The organism is Embleya sp. NPDC005971, from assembly GCF_040629175.1.
GTDB lineage: Bacteria > Actinomycetota > Actinomycetes > Streptomycetales > Streptomycetaceae > Embleya.
In genome coordinates, this window is the sequence record NZ_JBEXUX010000050.1 from 18,643 (window position 1) to 36,156 (window position 17,514).

Consider the following 17,514-nt stretch of genomic DNA (forward strand, 5'->3'; position numbering starts at 1 on the left):
GGCGCGTGCTGCCGCGCTCGCCCCTCGGCGGACAAACGACGACCGGATCAGCCCTACCCGCGCGCCGCCCGGCTATCCCCGGCCGTCCGCCAGATCCCCGTACGCCTGGAACAGGTCGGACAGGCGCAGCGTGGTCAACTCGGCCAGATCCGGCCCCTCCGGCAGCTCCACCAGGCGCACGTCGCGATACATACAGCACTTCTCGTACAGGGTGCGCACGAAGCGGGCGTTGCCCAACTCGTCGATCCAGCCCTGCTCGCGCACGTGGCCGGTGATGCTGCGCAGCTCGGCCGCCGCGTCCTCGTCCCACGCGTCGCCGCCGGCGGCCGCCATCACCTCGGCGATCCGGGCCAGGTCCTCGGCGCCGTAGGAGGGGAACTCGACCCGGGTGGTGAACCGCGACATCAGGCCCGGATTCGAGGTGAGCAGCCGATCCATGCCCTCCGGGTAGCCGGCCAGGATGATCACCAGCCGGTCCCGGTCGTCCTCGGCCCGCTTGAGCAGCACTTGGAGCGCCTCGTCGCCGTACGCGTCGCCCTTGGAGTAGCCCACGTTGGTCAGGCCGTACGCCTCGTCCACGAACAACACGCCGCCCAGCGCCGAGTCGATCAACTCGCTGGTCTTGACCGCGGTCTGGCCCAGGTACTCGCCGACCAGGTCGGAGCGCTGCGCCTCGACCAGACGGTCGCTTTCCAGCAGGCCCAGTGCGGCGAAGACCCGGCCGAGCAGCCGGGCGACGGTGGTCTTGCCGGTGCCGGAGGGGCCGGAGAAGACGAAGTGCCGCTTGGGGGCCTGTGCGGGCAGGCCCTGGGCCTCGCGCAATCGGGCCATCCGCATCTGCGCGGACAACGCGCGCACCTGCCGCTTGACCGGCTCCAGGCCGACCATCGACTCCAGTTCGGCCAGTACCAGGGCGAGTTCCTCGGGCGCGGCGGCCGGGCGCATCGGCGCGGATCGGCCGGCCGCGCGCACGTCCGCGTCGGGCTGCGGGTCGAGGTCGGCCTCGTCCGGGATCGGGTCCGGCTCGCGCTCGACCTCGGCGGCGGGCGGTGGGCCGGCGGGTGGGGGAGCGGTCGCGGGTATCGGCGGCAACACGTCCGGGAGCGGGCCCCGGCCGACCACGGGACCGGCCAGGCGTGCGGTCATCCCGCCGTACTCGTCGAGCGGTTCGCCGGCCGCCAGCGAGGACAACCGCGCGGCCGTGTCCATGAACGAGGGGTCCGCCTGGTGCACGGCTCGATACAGCGGCAACGCGGCCGGGGTGCGGCCGGTCTCCTCGTACGCGCGGGCGAGCCAGTAGCGCAGCTCCTTGCGCTGCGGGTGCTCCGAGCGGCAGCGCACCAGGGCGGTGGCGAGCACCTGTTCGGCCTTGGCGTACAGACCCAGGCGGACCCGGGCCATGCCGGCGAACAGGCCCGCCTCCACGCCCAGCAGCGCGTCGTCGTCCAGGCCCGCGGTGTGCCGGAGCAGTTGTTGCCAGTCCTTGCCCAGGTAGGCGCGGCAGGCGAGGAGGAAGCGGGTGGCCGCGTCCTGGTCGGCGGGCGGGCACAGGGCCAGCGCGGCGTCCAGCTCGGGCAGGTGGCGCCCGTCCAACCAGTGCGAGGCGTGCGCGAGCGCCAGGTCGCGCGGGGTCTCCAGGACCAGTTGCACCCACCAGCCCAGCCAGTACCAGGAGTTGAGTGGCCGGCCGTATTTCGCGCGTTGCTCGCCGAAGCGTTCTCGATGGGTGTGCATGGCCACCACGGCGGTGGCCACCTCCACCTTGAGCGCATGCAGCCCCAGCCAGGCGTCGGCCATGCCCGGGTCGGCCTCGACCGCGGCCCGGAACTGCACCTCCGCCTGGCCGTATTCGCCGGCGACGTAGGCGTCCATGCCGCGCAACCAGGCCAGTTCGGCCGGACTTCCGGTGCGTGCGCCACGTTCGGTCTGTCCCACGGTGGACCCCCCTTCCCCCGGCCGGTCCTCTCCGCGTGCCCGTGTCCCCGAGGGGACTTCGAGAGGATGTCGGCCCGCTGCCGATGAATCCCGGTGCGTCCATTCCGCCCGATCGGCGACGCCCCTTAGAGCCTCTCCCGTTCCGCTGCCCGTCACGCCGACTCGCCGGCGGTCACGGATGGTGTCCGCGCCGCCACGCGTTCGTCCCCGCGCATCGTACCGAGCGGGACCCGGCAATCCGAGGGGCGAACGGTATTTGGGGTGGTGAGGTGTGCCCTCGGTGGCGAACGGGAGGGTGTCCGGGGACCCGAACGCCCCGGGGGCGGGCGCCGATCCGAGCGGCGCGAGACGAGGAAGCCCCCGGTCGCGGGGGAACGACCGGAGGCTTCGTCTCGACGCGGGGCCGGGGGAGGAATCGGCCTTCCGTCGGACCGCAAGCTATGGCGATCCGGACACAACGGTCAAGCACGCCACGCCGGGAAATCTCCGGACGCAATGCGAACTCCCCTGAACGGTCGACGGATCGGGGATCGTGCGCCCCGCGCACTCCGGGAGTGCACTGCCCGCACGCTCTCTGCGATGCTGACGCGCTCGTGTTCGTGACGCTACGGTCGGTGGATGGGCAACCTCGGGGACGCGGGCGGAACGGCAACCGGGGGCGAACCACCGCTTCGTCCCGGTGACAAGAGTGGCGGCGGGAGCGGCAGCGCGCGAGCGGTGGTGGCCGGCGCGGCCCCGCGCCGGCTGCCGCTGCGGCGCCGCAAGGCGGTGGGCGGCGGGGCGAGCGCACCCGAGCCGACCTCGGTGCCACAGGCCCGGGTCGCGGGGGCGTCGACGGCGTGGGACGCGGGCGAGAACCCGCACCCGGCGTCGGGTTCGGCCGGGGGGTCGACCGGCGCCCTGGCTCCGGCGGCTCCCGCACCGGCGAAGGTCCCGCGCCCGGCCGGCCGGCCGATCGTGGAAACCGCGGTCGGGCTCGCGGGTCGACTCGCCCAGGCCGCGTCGGACGCCAAGTACCGCAGCGACCTGATGCGCGACCTGCTGACCGGACGCGGCACCGACCTCACCGGCTGGACCGCGTTGCCCGGCGGCCCGTTGCTGGTCGTGGTCGCCGAGGCCGACCCGGCCGCGGCGGGCGGCGACGCGCGGGCCGTCCGAGCCGGGCAGGAGGCACTGGCCCTGGCCTGGTCCACCGCGCTCGCCGCCCGGGCGCCCGAGGCGGCCGTCGCGGCGTATCCGCGCGAGGTGGTCGCCCTGCTCGGCGCGCCCGACGACGGGCAATCCGCCCGGCTGGTGGCCGAACTCGCGGCGGTGGTGCACGCGGAGTGCGCCGGCGTGATCCGCTCGTTCACCACCGGCATCAGCCGACCGGCGCACTCGCTGGACGCGTTGCCGACCGCGTACGAGCAGGCCCGGCGTGCGGTGGCGGCGGGCCGGCGCATCCATGGGCCCGGCGCGGTGGCGGACTTCGATCGACTGGGGGTCTTTCGGCTGCTGAGCCTGATCCCGGATCCGAGCGAGCTGGACCGCTTCGCGCGCGAGGCGCTGCGATCGTTGGCCCATCCGCGCGATCCGGAGGCGGCGGACCTGCGGAACACGTTGCAGGCACTGCTGGACACCAACCTCAACGTCGCCGAGACCGCGCGCCGGCTCTACGTGCACTACAACACGTTGCGATACCGGATCACCAAGCTGGAGCGGTTGTTGGGACCGTTCACGCAGGATCCGCATCTGCGGCTGAATCTGATGATCGCGCTGCAGATCGTGCGCATGCAAGGCGGCTGAGAGCGCCCGCAGTTGCCGCCCGTCGGGCGCCCGCCGCGTGGCCGGCCCGGTTCGCGCGCACGCGAGCGGCGCGCCGGCGACGGGTCTGCTTGACTGTGCACGATATTCGGGCACGGCGTGGTGTGGGGAGTGGGCATGGGTGCGCTGGATGGCGTCAAGGTGGTCGAGCTGGCCGGGATCGGACCCGGACCGTTCGTCGGAATGATGTTGGCCGACGCGGGCGCCGAGATCGTTCGGGTCGATCGGCCCGGCGGCGCGACGATGCCCTCGATGGTGGTCGGGCGCGGGCGGCTGGGCACGCTGGAGGTCGACCTCAAGGATCCGGCCGCGCGGGACTCGGTGCTGCGCCTGATCGCCGGCGCCGACGTGCTCGTCGAGGGCTTCCGCCCGGGTGTCGCCGAGCGGCTCGGCCTGGGGCCGGACGTCTGTCTGGAGCGCAACCCCGCCCTCGTCTACGCCCGGATGACCGGCTGGGGGCAACACGGGCCGCTCGCGCCGCGGGCCGGGCACGACATCAACTACATCTCCATCTCCGGGGTGTTGCACTCCTTCGCGCGCACCGGCGAGCGCCCGGTGCCGCCGCTGAACCTGGTCGGGGACTACGGCGGCGGTGCGATGTTCTGCGCGTTCGGCATCCTCGCCGCGCTCGTGGCCGCGCGCACGTCCGGACGCGGCCAGGTCGTCGACGCGGCGATGACGGACGGCTCGGCGCTGCTCAGCGCGTTCATCCACGGCATGCGCGGGCTCGGCGGCTGGGCGGGCGAGCCGGGGAGCAACCTGCTCGACACCGGTGCGCCCTTCTACGACGTGTACACCACCGCCGACGGCCGGCACCTCGCCGTCGGTGCGATCGAACCGCAGTTCTACGCCCTGCTGTTGGCCGGACTCGGGCTCGCCGACGAGGAACTCCCGGAGCAGATGGACCGGGCCGGCTGGCCGCTCCTGCGCGAGCGGTTCGCCGCGGTGATCGCCGGTCGCACCCGGGACGAGTGGGCGGCGCTCTTCGAGCCGCTGGACGCGTGCGTGACGCCGGTGCTGACCTGGGAGGAGGCCGCCGAGCACCCGCACAACCGGGCCCGGGAGACCTTCGTCCGCCCCGACGGCATGCTGCAACCCGCCCCCGCGCCGCGCCTGTCCGACACCCCGTCGACCGCCGGCGTCGCCTCGGACCGCATCGACCCCGCGATCCTCGAAGCCTGGGGTCTCGCCCCGGAAGAAGCCAAGAACCTGACCCAGGGCACCTGACCCGACAAGCCTCGCGCGGGGCCGCGAGGCCCCGCTCGGCGACCCGTGGCACCCCGGCCACATCGGCCCGCAAGGCAGCGGGTGGTGCGGGCGGAAACCCCCGCCCAAGCCACCCCCCCCGGCCCACCCCAAGCCGGACCGCAACAGCGAATCATGGCACGCCCCATCGACCCGTGCCCGAAATTCCGCAACAAATGTTTCACCGCGTAGCGATCTCTCTACCATCGGTAGCCGCTGCTGCCGACCCACGCGAGGAACCATGGACACCACCGCACTCACCAGCCCCCTCGACGGGGCCTCCCTCCCGCGCCCCCGCGCAACCCCCACCGACGATCACATCGCGCGGCTGCTCGGCGAGACCGCTCCGGTACGGCAGCGCGTGCTCCGCCACACGGTCTACCGGGATCTCACCGACATCACCGCGATCCGGGTGTTCATGGAGCATCACGTGTTCGCCGTCTGGGACTTCATGTCCCTGCTCAAGAGCCTGCAACGGCGCCTGACCTGCGTCGAGATCCCCTGGGTGCCGCGCGGGGACGCGGAGATCCGGCGCATGGTCAACGAGATCGTGCTCGGCGAGGAGAGCGACACCACCTCGCTGGGCCCGCTCAGCCACTTCGAGCTCTACCTCGCCGCGATGGACGCCGCCGGCGCCGACACCCGCCCGGCCCGCCGTTTCCTGGGCCTGCTCGTCGACGCGGTCCCGGTGCCCGAGGCGGTCGCCGCGTGCGGCGCGCCCGCCGGTGCCGCCGCGTTCGTGACGCGAACCTGGCAGGTGGTCGAACACGCCCCGCTGCACTGCATCGCCGCGTCCTTCGCGCTCGGCCGCGAGGAACTCATCCCGCGCATGTTCGATCACCTCACCGCGCTGGACGACGGGTACGAGGGCCGGCTCGCGGTGTTCGGCGAATACCTGGCCCGGCACATCGAGGTGGACGGCGACGAGCACGGCCCGATGGCGCTGCGGCTGCTCGACCAACTGTGCGCCGCCACCGCCGACCCGGCCCGTGCGTGGCGGGAGAGCGCCGGCACCGTCACCGTCTCGCTGCGCGCCCGCGCCGACCTGTGGGACGCGGTCCGCGCGGCGATCGACGCGAATCGTTCTGCGGCCTGCTGATCCGGTTCCGACCGCCCGGAGCCGTGTGACGTGTCATATGTTGGGCGCGTGACCCACGACGCAGCCCTCTACCCCACAGACCGCCTCGGCCGCGCCCAGAAGGCAGCAGCCGACGCGGGACTGGACGCCCTGCTCATCTCGCCCGGCGCCGACCTGCGCTATCTCACCGGCTACGAGGCACTCCCGCTGGAGCGCCTGACCTGCCTGGTGGTGCCCGTCGGCGCCGATCCCTTCCTGGTCGTACCCGGCCTCGAGAAGCCCGCCGCCCTCGCGTCACCCGCGGGAGCGCTCGGCATCGACGTGGTCGGCTGGGCCGAGACCGACGACCCGTACGCGCTGATCGCCGACCGACTGCCCGCGGGCGTGACCCGGGTCGGCCTGGACAACCACATGTGGGCGGAGAAGGTGCTCGCCTTCCGCGCCGCCCTGCCCGCCGCCGAACAGTCGCTCGCCGGCGACGTGTTGCGCGAGCTGCGGATGCGCAAGTCCGCCGCCGAGGTGGCCGCGCTGCGCCGGGCCGGCGCCGCGATCGACCGGGTGCACGCCCGGGTGGGCGACTGGCTCCGGGCCGGCCGTACCGAGCGCGAGGTCGGCGCGGACATCGCCGACGCGATCATCGCCGAGGGCCACGTCCGAGTGGACTTCGTGATCGTCGGGTCCGGCCCGAACGCCGCGAGTCCGCACCACGAGCTGTCCGACCGGGTGATCGAGACCGGCGACGTGGTCGTGGTCGACATCGGCGGCACCACCGAGGACGGCTACTGCTCGGACGAGACCCGCACCTACAGCATCGGCGAGCCGCCCGCCGAGTTCCGCCGCTACTACGACGTGCTGGAGCGCGCCCAGGCCGCCCAACTGGCCGCGGTGCGACCGGGGTTGACCTGCGAGGCGCTCGACGCGGTCGGCCGCGACATCATCACCGAGGCGGGCTACGGCGAGTACTTCATCCACCGCACCGGCCACGGCATCGGCCTGGAGAGCCACGAGGAGCCGTACATCGTCGCGGGCAACAGCCTGCCCCTGGAGCCGGGCATGGCGTTCTCGATCGAGCCCGGGATCTACCTCCCGGGCACGCACGGCGCCCGGATCGAGGACATCGTGGTCTGCGGCGAGGAAGCCGGCGACCCGATGAACCTGCGCCCGCACGGCCTGGTCGTGTTGTAGCCGGGTGCGGCGGTCGACCCGCCCGGCCCGCGGCCGGCGCGGGTCGACCGCCGCGACGGGCGTCGGCACGGCCGCGTCGGTGCCGGGCCGGCGCGGGTGGGTCGCCGTACGATCGTGCGCAACGGCCGGGGGGCGAACCCCACCCGGTTCGCCGCCGCCGGTCTCCGCCGGGTCCGGCCACCTCCGGACCGCACGGAAGGACGTTCCCATGTCCGTCACGCGCACGTTGCCCACCGACGAGTCCCGTGCCCTGCTCGATCTCACCCGGGAGATCACCGCTCGCGAGATCGCCCCCCGGGCCGCCGCCGACGAGGCCGCCGGGCGCTTCCCGCGCGAGTTGTTCGAACTCCTGGGCGCCGCCGGACTGCTGTCGCTGCCCTACGCCGAGGAATACGGCGGCGGCGCGCAGCCGTACGAGGTCTATCTGCAGGTGTTGGAGGAACTGGCCGCCGGGTGGCTGGCGATCGGCCTCGGGGTCTCGGTACACACCCTCGCCTGCCATCCGCTCGCCACGTTCGGCACGGCCGAGCAGCGGGCCGAGCACCTGCCCGCGATGTTGTCCGGCGACCTGCTCGGCGCGTACTGCCTGTCCGAGCCGCACTCGGGCTCGGACGCGGCGGCACTGAGCACCAAGGCGGTGGCCGACGCCGACGGGTACACCCTCACCGGCACCAAGGCGTGGATCACCCACGGCGGCGTGGCCGACTTCTACACCGTGCTGGCCCGTACCTCGGCGGAGGGTTCGCGCGGGATCAGCGCGTTCCTGGTCGACGCCGGGACGGCGGGCCTGGCCGCCGCCGCGCCCGAGCACAAGATGGGGATGCGCTCCTCGCCCACCGCGCAGATCCACCTGGACGGCGCCCGGGTGTCGGAGCGCCGCCGGATCGGCGCGGAGGGCCAGGGCTTCCCGATCGCGCTCGCCGCGCTCGACTGCGGCCGGCTGGGCATTGCCGCCTGTGCCACCGGAGTGGCCCAGGCCGCGCTGGAGTTGGCGAGCGACTACGCCAAGAACCGCTCGCAGTTCGGTGGCCCGATCGCCGACAAGCAGGGCATCCGCTTCATGCTCGCGGACATGGCCACCGCGATCGAGGCGGGCCGGGCGCTCTACCTGTCCGCGGCCCGACTGCGCGACGCGGGCCTGCCGTTCGGCCGCCAGGCGGCGATGGCCAAGCTGTTCTGCACCGACGCCGCGATGCGGGTGACCATCGACGCGGTGCAGATCCTCGGCGGCTACGGCTACACCACCGACTTCCCGGCGGAGCGCTACCTGCGCGAGGCCAAATGCCTCCAGATCGTCGAGGGCACCAACCAGATCCAACGCATGGTCATCGCTCGGGACCTGCTCCGCAACGGCTGAGCGCGATCAGCGCCGCGCGGCCGCTGAACCGGCCGCGCCGGCCAGGGCCCAGGCGAGGGTGAACGCGGCCAGGCCGATCCGGAACACCCGCAGGCGGCCCGGCCGATCGCCCGGACGCGCGCCGGTGAGCAGGCCCGCCGCGAAGGTGAGCGGGTAGCCGGCGATCGCCCATTCGAGCCGGGTGCTCGACGCGGGCAACTCCGCGCGCGGCGCGGGCAGCGCGACCTTGAGCACGCTCGCGTCGACCGGGTCCACGAGGGGCGCGGACAGGGTCGGCGCGAACGCGGCCCAGCGGTGCGGAGAGTACGCGGTCGGCGGGGGAGCGGGGGTGGGCATGGCGGTTTGTGCCTTTCGGGGGCCGGTGGCGGGGTCGGGTACGGTTGCGGGATTCGGGGAGTCGCGCTGCGTACCCGAAGCGCGAACGGGTCGAGGGCGAGGAGGCGGCGGGCATGACGACGGAGCGCGTCGCGGGCGCCGATGCCGAGGACGGGCTGAGCACGGACGAGGCGATCCGGGCGATGTTGTTGCTGATGCCGAGGGTGGCCGCGCGGCTCAAGCGCACCCGGATCCCCGAGCGATTGCGCTCGATGAACCTGGCCCCGCGGCACCTGTCGTTGCTGGCCTATCTGCTCTTCGACGGCCCGCTGTCGGTCAATCAACTGGCCGCGCGGCTGGAGGTGGCGCCGACCACGGTCAGCCTCATGGTCAGCGACCTGGGTCGGCAGGGCGTCCTGGAGCGGCACACCGATCCCGTCGACCGGCGCCGGTCGATCGTGGCGATCACCGAGGATCCGCAGACCCGGACGGCGATCGAGAACTGGCTCGCCAACGGCGCCGACGCCTGGCGCCGAGCCTTCGACCCGCTCTCGCCGGAGCAGCGGGCGATCTTTGTGCGGACGATGGGCGCCTACGAGAACGGGGCCGTGCGCGAGCCGGAGTGACTCGCGCCCGTGGGCGAACCGCCGGCCGCTACCCGCCCAGTGCGGGCAGCAGGTGGGCCTCCTCGTACGCGAAGTGCTCCTCCAGGCCCGCCAGCACCCGTTCGAACTCGGCGCGCAGCCGCCGCGCCGTCGCCCGGGTGCCGGCCTCCTGCGCGGCGGCCCGGTCCAGGATGGCCTCGAAGTCGACCAGGGCGCGTTCGACCAGGGCGTGCTCCGCACGCAGCCGCTCGATCGCCGGGACCAGGTGCGGGAATTCGCGCTCGAAGGCCGAGAACGCGCCGTCCTCGCGGGTGTGGTGCAGGCGCAGCGACCAGCAGAAGGTCAGGCAGTGCCGGCGCAGTTGCTCGGCCGGGTCGGTGTCCGGCCGGTCGGGGTCGGCCGGCTGTGCGGTGCCGGCGAGGACCTGTTCGAGCCGCTCCCGGACCCGCTCGATCTCGGCCCGCAGGTCCGCGTGGTGGCGCACCAGTTGCTCGCCGATCAGCCGGCCGCGCGTCGGGTCGCCGGACAGGTCGAGGGGGTGCAGCGCGACCACCGGGATGGTGCGGGCGGTCGCGGCGGCGTAGCCGCGAAACGCCGGGTCCCGGGTGCACTGGAGGTCCCACAGGTGCGCGCGCTCGTCACCGGTGAGCGGGACGGCTCGGGTGGCGAACGGCTTGACCCGGCCGTCCTCGGTGCCGATCTCCATCGTCACCTGGGGGTTGGCGAGCAGATTGAGGTACCACTGCGGATCCCGGGGCGCGCCCCCGTTCGAGCCGAAGATCACCTGCCGCGCGCCGTCGCGCAGCGCGACCACCGGGTGGGTGTGCGGGCGGCCGGTGCGCCGCCCGGCGGTGGTGATCAGCACCAGGGGCACACCTTCGAACATGCCGCCCACACGACCGTTGTGGGCCCGGAAGTCGGCGATGACCCGGGCGTTCGTGTCGTTCTTCACGGGAGTCGGCCCTTTGCAGTCGAGAACACATATATCTTTGCTTTGAAAGCAAATCTATTTGCAGGCTAGTCATCGCCCCGAAGCACTGTCAACGCCCGTGCGGGATCCCGCCGCACACCGAACACGCCTGCCGGCCGGGCCACTTCAGCGCATGGGCGGACCCCACGCGGCGGCCTCGCGCGCGGAACCGTCCGAGCCCGGCGGACGTCTCGTCAGCCATGACGCCATCCCAGCCGGCCGCCCGCCTGCGCCCCGCGCGGCCCGACGACCTGGACGCGATCGTCGACCTGCACACCCGCGCCCGCGCCGCCTACTACCGGACGGGGGGAGCGGCCGAGCACGAAATCGAGGACCCGACCCACCCGGACCCGCTCGCGAGCCGCCGGGACGCGTGGCGGCGGGCGGTGGACACCGACGCCCGCACGGTGGTGTGCGCGATCGCCGGCGACCGGGTGGTGGGCGTCGCGGCGATGGGCCGGATAACCGGGTCGGCCGGCGAGCTGTACCAGATCCATGTGTCGCCGCAATGCTGGGGACAGGGCATCGGCACCGCGCTACATGCCGAGTTCGTGCGCTTCCTGGACCGGGAGCGGCTGTCCGAGGGACGCGTGGAGGCGTGGCGGCGCAACGAGCGGGCGATGGCCTTCTACGCCCGCCACGGCTGGTCCCCGAGCGGCGAACACCGGCCGGGACCCGCCGGGGGCGACTATGTCCGGATGCGGTTGACCGCGACCGGGTGACGGGACGGGCGCACCCGCCGGCTCACCCGGTGTGCGAGAACGGCTGGGCCCGCCAGTCCAGGCCCGCCGGGAGCACCGCGACCACGGGCGGAGGCGACACCGCCGGCGCCGGCGGCGGGACGGCGGCCCGATCGGCCGGGTCCGCGAACACCGCGCCCGACCCCGGACAGGCACGAATCCCGAACGGGTCCCGCGCACTGGGGCACACCGCGTGGTCCGGCACCACCGACGCGTCGTCGGCGCCGACCACGACCAGCACCACGCCGCACTGCGGGCACGCCCGGCGGACGCCGGCGACGGCGGTCGGGTCCACCTCCAGGCCGAACTCGAACGCGTCGTCGAAGTCCTCGACGAGAACCCGCGGTCGACCGCCCGCGGGCGCGTCTACGGCGATACTCATGGGGCTCCCCCTGTCGCCACAGCGCCGTGATGACGGCGCGCTCCGCCGACGATAGTGCGCCCGACCGGAACGTTGCAGTACCCATCCGAGCCCAATCGACACGATGCGGGAATCGTCCCCAATCCTCCCGCCGTTCGGGGCTTCCGCGCCCTCCCGTCGCGTCGCGTCGGGCCGGGACCGGCGCTACTCCTGCGGCGCGGCGTCCACCGCCCGGCGCAACTGCTCCAGCCGATACGGCACCGGCTCCCAACCCGGCCGCCCGGCCATGTCCACGTTCAACTGCACCACCGTGCGCGTGTACGCCCGCGCGAGGCCACGCGGCATCAGCGGCATCCCGGCGGGCCGGCGCCGGGAGTTGCCCTCCCGATCCGGCACCCCGGAGTGGTTGCCCCGGACCGACACCCACACGGCGTCGACCGATCCCTGCACGTGTCGCACCAGTTCCTCGCGAGCGTCCAACCAGCGGCCCAGCGCGGCCCGGGTGGGGCCGGACAGCGGCAGCACCTCGACGATCGCCGGATTGACCGAGCGCGCCTGCGGGCGCCGCACGATCCGCACCGTGCGTTCGTCCGGATCCAGGTCGGTGAGCCGCAGCGCGCACAACTCGCCGACCCGCGCGCCGGTGTCCAGGACCACTCCGATCAGCGCGAACAGCCGGATTCGACCCGGGTCGCCACCGCCGCGCTCGGCGTGCGCGGTCAGCCAGTCCAGCATCAGCGACCGCTGCCGGGCGCCCACCGGCGGCTTGAGCTCGGGCATCGCCGGTCGCTCCGGAAGCACGACCGGCACCGAACCCGCCCGGGCCAGGATCTCCAGGCAGTCCATCCGCACCCGCATGCTCGCGGTGGTGGAGACGCCGGTCCCCGCGGCCGCACGAGTACGCAGTCGACCGCTCTGCGCGAGGTCCAGATAGCGCCGCATCGGATCGGCCGACAACAGCGCCGCGAGCGAGCCGCGGGCCTCGGTCGGGAACCCCTCCTGGACCAGCGCGCGGCGCAACTCGCCCACCACCCAACGCAGTTGCCGAGCCCGCGCGGCCGAAGTGTCGGCCCGCGCGGTGACCCGAAGCAGGGCACGGTCGAGCTGGTCGAGCGCTGGGGCACGGTCCTGGGCGGCCATGGGGGCACTGTAACGACGGCCACCGACGCGGCACCGGGACGCCACACCCCACCCCGATGCCCTAGGTTCATCGTGTGGAGGACCTCGACCGACAGATCGTCAAACTGCTCCTGCAAGACGGGCGGATGAGCTACACCGACCTGGGCAGGGCCACCGGCCTGTCCACCTCGGCCGCACACCAACGGGTGCGCCGACTCGAACAGCGCGGCATCATCCGCGGCTACGCCGCCGTGGTCGACACCGAGGCCATCGGCCTGCCGTTGACCGCGTTCATCTCCGTCAAACCCATCGACCCCAGTGCGCCCGACGACGCGCCGGAGCGATTGGCGGACCTGGAGGAACTGGAGGCGTGTCACAGCGTGGCCGGGGACGAGAGCTACATCCTCAAGGTCCGGGTGCCGACGCCGGGGGACCTGGAGACGTTGTTGGCCCGGATCCGGCTCCAGGCGGGCGTGTCCACCCGCACGACGGTGGTGCTGTCCACCCCGTACGAGGCGCGCGCGCCCCGGTTCTGAACCGCCGACGCCGCGGCACGGGTGCGACGTCGGTCGCACCGTGCCGCCCCGCGCCCGATCCCCGGAGTGGGCGCGGCGCGCGTCACACCCCCGAAGGGGTGACCTCCGGCCGGGGGTTCGCTCGGGGCGGGCCACACTGGAGTCATGACCACGCTTCTCCTGCGCAACGGCGCGGTGCACAGTCCGGCCGATCCCTTCGCGACCGCCATGGTCGTCGAGAACGACACCATCGCCTGGATCGGCGCCGAGGGGGCCGCCGCGGCCCACGTCGACGCGGTCGACGCGGTGCTCGACCTCGCGGGCGCGCTGGTGACGCCCGCGTTCGTGGACGCGCACGTGCACGCCACCGCCACCGGCCTGGCACTGACCGGGCTCGACCTGACCGGCGCGCCGTCGTTGGCCTACACGCTCGCCGCGCTGGAGGACCACGCCAAACGGCGCGGACTGTACGGCACGGGCCACGTGTTGCTCGGCCACGGCTGGGACGACACAGGCTGGCCGGAGGGACGCCCGCCCACCCCGGCCGAATTGGACCGGGCCACCGGTGGTGCCACCGTCTACCTCTCCCGCACCGACGTGCACTCCGCCGCGTGTTCGCCCGCGTTGCTCGCGCTGGTCCCGGGCGAGCACGGCGACGCGCCGTTGATCGGCGCCGTGCACCACGCGGCGCGGGCCGCCGCCAACGCCGCGCTGACCCCGGCCGACCGGCTCGACGCACAGCGGGTCGCGCGGGCCCGGGCGGCGGCGCTGGGCATCGGCACGGTGCACGAGTGCGGCGGGCCGGAGATCGCCGGCGAGGCCGACTTCCGGGCGCTGCTGGGGCTGGCCCGGGACGAGGCCGGCCCGGATGTGGTCGGCTACTGGGGCGCGCTCGCCGACGACCCCGAGCACGCCCGCGCGCTGCGCGCCGACCTGGGCGCGCACGGCCTCGGCGGCGACCTGTTCGTCGACGGCTCGCTCGGCTCGCACACCGCGTGCCTGCACGCGCCCTACCTCGACGACCCGGGCGCCGGCACCGGCCTGACCCACCTCGTGGTCGAGCAGGTCGCCGCGCACCTGTCCGCGTGCACCCGGGCCGGCGTTCAGGCCGGCTTCCACGCCATCGGCGACGCCGCGATCGGCGCGGTCACCGACGCCGCCCGGGAGCTGATCCAGGGCCCGCACGGCGCGGCCTTCCGAGCGCTGCGGCACCGGGTCGAACACGCCGAACTGCTCGACGCCCAAGCCGTCGCGGCCTTCGCCGAACTGGGCCTGACCGCCTCCGTACAGCCCGCCTTCGACGCCGCGTGGGGCGGCCTGGACGGCATGTACGCCCGCCGCCTGGGCGCCGAACGCGCCGCCTGGATGAACCCGTTGGCCGCGCTCAGCGCCGCCGGCGTACCGCTCGCGTTCGGCTCGGACGCGCCGGTGACCCCGCTCGACCCGTGGGGCACCGTGCGGGCCGCCGCGTTCCACCGCACGCCCGAGCAACGCATCAGCGTGCGCGCCGCGTTCGCCGCGCACACCCGAGGCGGGCACCGGGCGGCCGGCCGGGACGACGTCGGCGTGCTGGTTCCGGGCGCACCCGCCACCTACGCGGTGTGGGACACCACGGAGTTGGTCGTTCAGGCGCCGGACGGTCGGCTGTCCGGGTGGTCCACCGACCCGCGGTCGGGCACTCCCGGACTGCCGGACCTGGGTCCGGATCTGCCGCTGCCGCAGTGTCTGCGGACCGCGGTGCGGGGCACGACGGTGTTTGCCGCGGAGGGGAGCCTCGGGCAGGAGTGAACCGGGGCGGGCCGGGGGCGCCGACGGGCCGGGGTCAGCCGAAGTGGGGCTGCTCCGCCACCGGGGCGGCCCCGCCCGCCCGGCCCGGTTCCCCGGCGGCGACCGGCGAGTGCACCGACCGTTGTTCGGGGACGGTCAGCAGGGGGAGGAAGACCTGGACCAGGGGACCGATGGTCAGGGCGTACAGCACGGTGCCCAGACCCAGTGACCCGCCCAGGAGGAAGCCGACCGCCAGGACGGTCACCTCGATGGCGGTGCGGATCAGGCGGACCGAGCGGCCGGTGATGCGGACCAGGCCGGTCATCAGGCCGTCGCGGGGGCCCGGACCCAGCCGGGCACCGATGTAGGCGCCGCCGGCTATCGCGTTCAGCACCACTCCGGAGACCAGGAAGGCCAATTGCCAAGCCAGGGCGTCCGGGGCGGGCAGCCAGTGCAGGGAAGCGTCCACGGCGAGGCCGATGACGAACACGTTGCTCACCGTGCCCAGGCCCGGGCGTTGTCGCATCGGCCACCACAGGAGCAACACCGCGGCGCCGACCACGATCGTCACCGCGCCGAAGCTCCAGCCGGTGCGCTCCGCGAGGCCCTGGTGGAAGACGTCCCACGGGTCCAGGCCCAACTCGGCCCGGATCATCAACGCCATGCTGAACCCGTACAACGTGAGCCCCGCGTACAACTGGAGCAATCGCCGGACCCACGACCAAGCCACCGTGCACCTCGTTCTTCACCTGACTGCCAATAAAGAGCCAACGGTGAAACAATCGCTCACACCGGATCACGGATCCATAGCCAATTCGACAGGAGTGGACTGATGAGCGCGCCTCACCTGACCGTCAGCAGCACCCGCCTCGCCGACCTCCTGCACCCGTGGACCACCACCACCCAGTCCGCGGCGCGCACCGGCCCGGCGTACCGCACGCTCGCCGAGCGCATCCGCGCGCTGCTCCTGGACGGCCGGATCCCGCTGACCGCCCGCCTGCCCGCCGAACGCGGCCTCGCCGACCGATTGGGCATCAGCCGCACCACGGTCGCCGCCGCCTACGAACTCCTGCGCACCGACGGCTACCTGACCAGCCGCCGCGGCTCCGGCAGTTGGACCACCCTGCCCGGCACGCACACCGAGATCCCCACCCGAGGGCTGAGCCCGAGCACCACCACCGGCGTGATCGACCTCGGCGTCGCGGCCCTGCCCGGCCCCGGCCGAGCCCTGCACCAAGCCGTCGCCGACGCCACCGACTCGCTGCCCACCTACACCACCGGCCACGGCTACCTGCCCGGCGGCCTGCCGGTCCTGCGCGACACACTGGCCCAGCGCTACACCCGCCGCGGCGTGCCCACCACGCCGGACCAGATCCTGGTCACCCCCGGCGCGCTGGCCGCGGTCACCCTGGTGCTGCGCACCCTGGCCGGCCCCGGCGACCGGGTCGCGGTGGAATCGCCCACCTACGCCAACGTGCTCGACGCCATCCGGCAGGCCGGGAACCGGCTGGTCCCGGTGCCGATGACGGACACCGGCTGGGACGTGCAGACCTGGCGCGACACGCTGCGCACGGCCGCGCCCCGGCTGGCCTACCTGATCCCGGACTACCAGAACCCGACCGGCCACCTCGCCGACGCCGGTGTCCGCCGCACCCTGGTGGACCTGGCCCGCAACACCGGGACCACGCTGATCGTCGACGAGACGTGCTTCGACCTGGCCCTGGACATCGACCCGGTGGACCGACCGCTGCCGATGGCCGGCTTCGACCGGACCAACAACGTGGTCACCATCGGGTCCACCTCGAAGACCTTCTGGGGCGGCCTGCGCATCGGCTGGATCCGGGCCACCCCGGACCTGGTCCGGCGGATCGCGGCCACCCGCGCGTCCTTCGACGTCGGCGCGCCCGTGCTGGACCAACTGGTCACCCACCACCTGATCACCGACCACGAGGACGCCATCCTGGAGAGCCGGCTGCCCGCGCTGCGCGCCGCCCGGGGTGCCCTCGCCGACGCGCTCGCCGACCGGTTGCCCGACTGGACGTTCGCGATGCCGGTCGGCGGCCTGTCCCTGTGGGTGCGCACCGACGGCACCTCCAGCCTGACCCTGGCCGAGGCCGCGGCCCGGCACGGCGTACGGATCGCGGCGGGCACCCACTTCGGCACGGACGGCACCTTCGAGCACCACGTGCGGCTGCCCTACGCGCACGACCCGGCGACGCTGACCGAGGCGATCCGCCGATTGGCGGCCGCCGTGGGCGAGACCGAACGCAGTCGGCCGAGCGCCTACACGGGCCTGTCCGGAGCCGCCTGCCTGGCCTGAGTCGGCGGCCGATCCCGGCCGCACTGACCGATGTGGGTGAACGCACCCCGGGTGCTCGCTCGCGCGGTGGGCCCCGAGCCGTGTACAACACCATGGGAGCCCGCAACGCGCGCGACACGCCGACATCGCCGCCGCCCCGCCCCGGGCCCGATCGCCGCGCGAGCGATTCGACCCAGGGGTACGGAAGCCTCGACAAGAC

Annotated in this window: 16 protein-coding genes; 10 read left to right on the forward strand and 6 right to left on the reverse strand. The window is 73.9% G+C overall.

Translation table 11 applies throughout. From position 1 onward, the window contains the following. Positions 1 to 72: 72 nt before the first annotated feature. Positions 73 to 1,872, reverse strand: coding sequence for an AAA family ATPase (locus ABZ374_RS33845; protein ID WP_360318675.1), 1,800 nt, complete (start codon positions 1,870 to 1,872; stop codon positions 73 to 75). A 681-nt stretch (positions 1,873 to 2,553) separates the two neighbouring features. Here ABZ374_RS33845 and ABZ374_RS33850 point away from each other — a divergent pair. The 5 genes from ABZ374_RS33850 to ABZ374_RS33870 all read left to right on the forward strand — a co-directional run bounded on the left by ABZ374_RS33850 (position 2,554) and on the right by ABZ374_RS33870 (position 8,603). After that, entirely contained in the window at positions 2,554 to 3,720 is a 1,167-nt protein-coding gene (locus ABZ374_RS33850) for a helix-turn-helix domain-containing protein (protein WP_360318531.1), read from the forward strand. 135 nt (positions 3,721 to 3,855) lie between these two features. Continuing rightward, a complete protein-coding gene (locus ABZ374_RS33855) occupies positions 3,856 to 4,965 on the forward strand; it encodes a CaiB/BaiF CoA-transferase family protein (RefSeq protein ID WP_360318534.1) in 1,110 nt (369 codons plus the stop codon). A gap of 259 nt (positions 4,966 to 5,224) precedes the next feature. Beyond that, positions 5,225 to 6,082: a DUF3050 domain-containing protein gene (locus tag ABZ374_RS33860; protein WP_360318536.1), complete on the forward strand. Its 858-nt coding sequence runs from the start codon at positions 5,225 to 5,227 to the stop codon at positions 6,080 to 6,082. A gap of 48 nt (positions 6,083 to 6,130) precedes the next feature. Next, positions 6,131 to 7,246, forward strand: coding sequence for a Xaa-Pro peptidase family protein (locus ABZ374_RS33865; RefSeq protein WP_360318538.1), 1,116 nt, complete (start codon positions 6,131 to 6,133; stop codon positions 7,244 to 7,246). Between the two features lie 208 nt (positions 7,247 to 7,454). After that, entirely contained in the window at positions 7,455 to 8,603 is a 1,149-nt protein-coding gene (locus ABZ374_RS33870) for an acyl-CoA dehydrogenase family protein (protein ID WP_360318540.1), read from the forward strand. A gap of 6 nt (positions 8,604 to 8,609) precedes the next feature. Here ABZ374_RS33870 and ABZ374_RS33875 read toward each other — a convergent pair whose 3' ends face one another. Continuing rightward, positions 8,610 to 8,939, reverse strand: a complete 330-nt coding sequence (locus ABZ374_RS33875) for a hypothetical protein (RefSeq protein ID WP_360318542.1) — start codon at positions 8,937 to 8,939, stop codon at positions 8,610 to 8,612. A gap of 113 nt (positions 8,940 to 9,052) precedes the next feature. Here ABZ374_RS33875 and ABZ374_RS33880 point away from each other — a divergent pair, with 113 nt between their 5' ends. Next, positions 9,053 to 9,544: a MarR family winged helix-turn-helix transcriptional regulator gene (locus tag ABZ374_RS33880; protein WP_360318544.1), complete on the forward strand. Its 492-nt coding sequence runs from the start codon at positions 9,053 to 9,055 to the stop codon at positions 9,542 to 9,544. A gap of 28 nt (positions 9,545 to 9,572) precedes the next feature. Here ABZ374_RS33880 and ABZ374_RS33885 read toward each other — a convergent pair whose 3' ends face one another. After that, a complete protein-coding gene (locus tag ABZ374_RS33885; RefSeq protein WP_360318546.1) occupies positions 9,573 to 10,475 on the reverse strand; it encodes a nitroreductase/quinone reductase family protein in 903 nt (300 codons plus the stop codon). A 218-nt stretch (positions 10,476 to 10,693) separates the two neighbouring features. On the opposite strand from ABZ374_RS33885, the gene ABZ374_RS33890 reads away from it, so the two are divergent. Then, positions 10,694 to 11,215, forward strand: coding sequence for a GNAT family N-acetyltransferase (locus ABZ374_RS33890; protein ID WP_360318549.1), 522 nt, complete (start codon positions 10,694 to 10,696; stop codon positions 11,213 to 11,215). A 22-nt stretch (positions 11,216 to 11,237) separates the two neighbouring features. Here the strand turns inward: ABZ374_RS33890 and ABZ374_RS33895 are convergent, their stop codons facing one another. Next, on the reverse strand, positions 11,238 to 11,615 hold the full coding sequence (locus ABZ374_RS33895) for a hypothetical protein (protein WP_360318551.1): 378 nt from the start codon (positions 11,613 to 11,615) through the stop codon (positions 11,238 to 11,240). Between the two features lie 183 nt (positions 11,616 to 11,798). Further along, complete coding sequence (locus tag ABZ374_RS33900) at positions 11,799 to 12,734, reverse strand: tyrosine-type recombinase/integrase (protein WP_360318553.1); 936 nt, start codon at positions 12,732 to 12,734, stop codon at positions 11,799 to 11,801. A gap of 74 nt (positions 12,735 to 12,808) precedes the next feature. Between ABZ374_RS33900 and ABZ374_RS33905 the strand changes: the two genes are divergently transcribed. Together ABZ374_RS33905 and ABZ374_RS33910 are read left to right on the forward strand one after the other, a co-directional pair. Further along, positions 12,809 to 13,249 (forward strand): Lrp/AsnC family transcriptional regulator, encoded by a 441-nt coding sequence (locus ABZ374_RS33905; protein WP_360318556.1) that lies wholly within the window; start codon positions 12,809 to 12,811, stop codon positions 13,247 to 13,249. A 144-nt stretch (positions 13,250 to 13,393) separates the two neighbouring features. Next, on the forward strand, positions 13,394 to 15,016 hold the full coding sequence (locus tag ABZ374_RS33910; protein WP_360318559.1) for an amidohydrolase family protein: 1,623 nt from the start codon (positions 13,394 to 13,396) through the stop codon (positions 15,014 to 15,016). 34 nt (positions 15,017 to 15,050) lie between these two features. Here ABZ374_RS33910 and ABZ374_RS33915 read toward each other — a convergent pair whose 3' ends face one another. Then, positions 15,051 to 15,659: a hypothetical protein gene (locus tag ABZ374_RS33915; protein ID WP_360318677.1), complete on the reverse strand. Its 609-nt coding sequence runs from the start codon at positions 15,657 to 15,659 to the stop codon at positions 15,051 to 15,053. 168 nt (positions 15,660 to 15,827) lie between these two features. Here ABZ374_RS33915 and ABZ374_RS33920 point away from each other — a divergent pair, with 168 nt between their 5' ends. After that, positions 15,828 to 17,315, forward strand: coding sequence for a PLP-dependent aminotransferase family protein (locus tag ABZ374_RS33920; RefSeq protein WP_360318561.1), 1,488 nt, complete (start codon positions 15,828 to 15,830; stop codon positions 17,313 to 17,315). Positions 17,316 to 17,514: the final 199 nt, after the last annotated feature.

Excerpts from the sequence above, each read along its gene's own strand:
- ABZ374_RS33870 (WP_360318540.1), top strand. The coding sequence starts at position 7,455 with ATGTCCGTCACGCGCACGTTGCCCACCGACGAGTCCCGTGCCCTGCTC.
- ABZ374_RS33895 (WP_360318551.1), bottom strand. The coding sequence starts at position 11,615 with ATGAGTATCGCCGTAGACGCGCCCGCGGGCGGTCGACCGCGGGTTCTC.
- ABZ374_RS33900 (WP_360318553.1), bottom strand. The coding sequence starts at position 12,734 with ATGGCCGCCCAGGACCGTGCCCCAGCGCTCGACCAGCTCGACCGTGCC.
- ABZ374_RS33850 (WP_360318531.1), top strand. The coding sequence starts at position 2,554 with ATGGGCAACCTCGGGGACGCGGGCGGAACGGCAACCGGGGGCGAACCA.
- ABZ374_RS33880 (WP_360318544.1), top strand. The coding sequence starts at position 9,053 with ATGACGACGGAGCGCGTCGCGGGCGCCGATGCCGAGGACGGGCTGAGC.
- ABZ374_RS33875 (WP_360318542.1), bottom strand. The coding sequence starts at position 8,939 with ATGCCCACCCCCGCTCCCCCGCCGACCGCGTACTCTCCGCACCGCTGG.
- ABZ374_RS33915 (WP_360318677.1), bottom strand. The coding sequence starts at position 15,659 with ATGGCGTTGATGATCCGGGCCGAGTTGGGCCTGGACCCGTGGGACGTC.
- ABZ374_RS33920 (WP_360318561.1), top strand. The coding sequence starts at position 15,828 with ATGAGCGCGCCTCACCTGACCGTCAGCAGCACCCGCCTCGCCGACCTC.
- ABZ374_RS33890 (WP_360318549.1), top strand. The coding sequence starts at position 10,694 with ATGACGCCATCCCAGCCGGCCGCCCGCCTGCGCCCCGCGCGGCCCGAC.
- ABZ374_RS33860 (WP_360318536.1), top strand. The coding sequence starts at position 5,225 with ATGGACACCACCGCACTCACCAGCCCCCTCGACGGGGCCTCCCTCCCG.
- ABZ374_RS33910 (WP_360318559.1), top strand. The coding sequence starts at position 13,394 with ATGACCACGCTTCTCCTGCGCAACGGCGCGGTGCACAGTCCGGCCGAT.
- ABZ374_RS33845 (WP_360318675.1), bottom strand. The coding sequence starts at position 1,872 with ATGGACGCCTACGTCGCCGGCGAATACGGCCAGGCGGAGGTGCAGTTC.
- ABZ374_RS33855 (WP_360318534.1), top strand. The coding sequence starts at position 3,856 with ATGGGTGCGCTGGATGGCGTCAAGGTGGTCGAGCTGGCCGGGATCGGA.